Raw genomic sequence first — 579 nt, 5'->3', positions numbered from 1 at the left:
GCCGTCTCGTCGTCCGTCACGGACGTGCCGACAACCGCCTTGGTGCCATCAGCCACCGTTGTCCTGCCTCCCCTTGTGTCGCCCCGGGTCCCGGAAAACCGGCCGTCCGTCCGGCCCCTGGGGGCGGCAGCGTGCCAGGACAATTGTGCCCACTCTTCCTCCCCTGCTACGACCGTTGGGTGGTCCGGCTGGTTGCGTTCCGGTTGCGACCGTCCGGCCCGACTCCGGGCGGTGGTACGCGGCCTGAGGGAGCGGAGGGTCCGGGCTGACGCCGGGTCAGCGGCCGAGGCGGCTGCGCACCATACCGATCATCGCGTTCAGCTCCTCGATCCGCATCCGGCGGGCGATCAGGCCGAACACGGTGAGCTGCAGTCCGCCCGCGAGCAGGACGGTCAGCACCGCGCCTGCCCAGTCGCCGAGCCACCCGGTGAGCAGGTCGTTCAGCAGCAGACTGGCCGCCAGGCCGAGGACGGCGGCGGGCAGCGAGGCGATCGCCAGCCGGATGTAGGTCTTGGCGATCCGTCCGGTGTCCAGGCCGCCGACCTTCGCCTTGAGCTTGGGCACCGCGACCGCGACGGC

At 71.7% G+C, this 579-nt stretch carries 1 pseudogene; it reads right to left on the bottom strand.

Annotation, left to right across the window (positions count from 1 at the left end):
- Positions 1-276: 276 nt before the first annotated feature.
- Positions 277-579, bottom strand: a pseudogene (locus tag ABD323_RS44250) (murein biosynthesis integral membrane protein MurJ); the annotation flags it as partial.

The sequence above is a fragment of the Kitasatospora nipponensis genome (assembly GCF_039528135.1).
Taxonomy (GTDB): Bacteria; Actinomycetota; Actinomycetes; order Streptomycetales; family Streptomycetaceae; genus Kitasatospora; species Kitasatospora nipponensis.
This window is presented reverse-complemented; position numbering and strand designations above follow the sequence as displayed.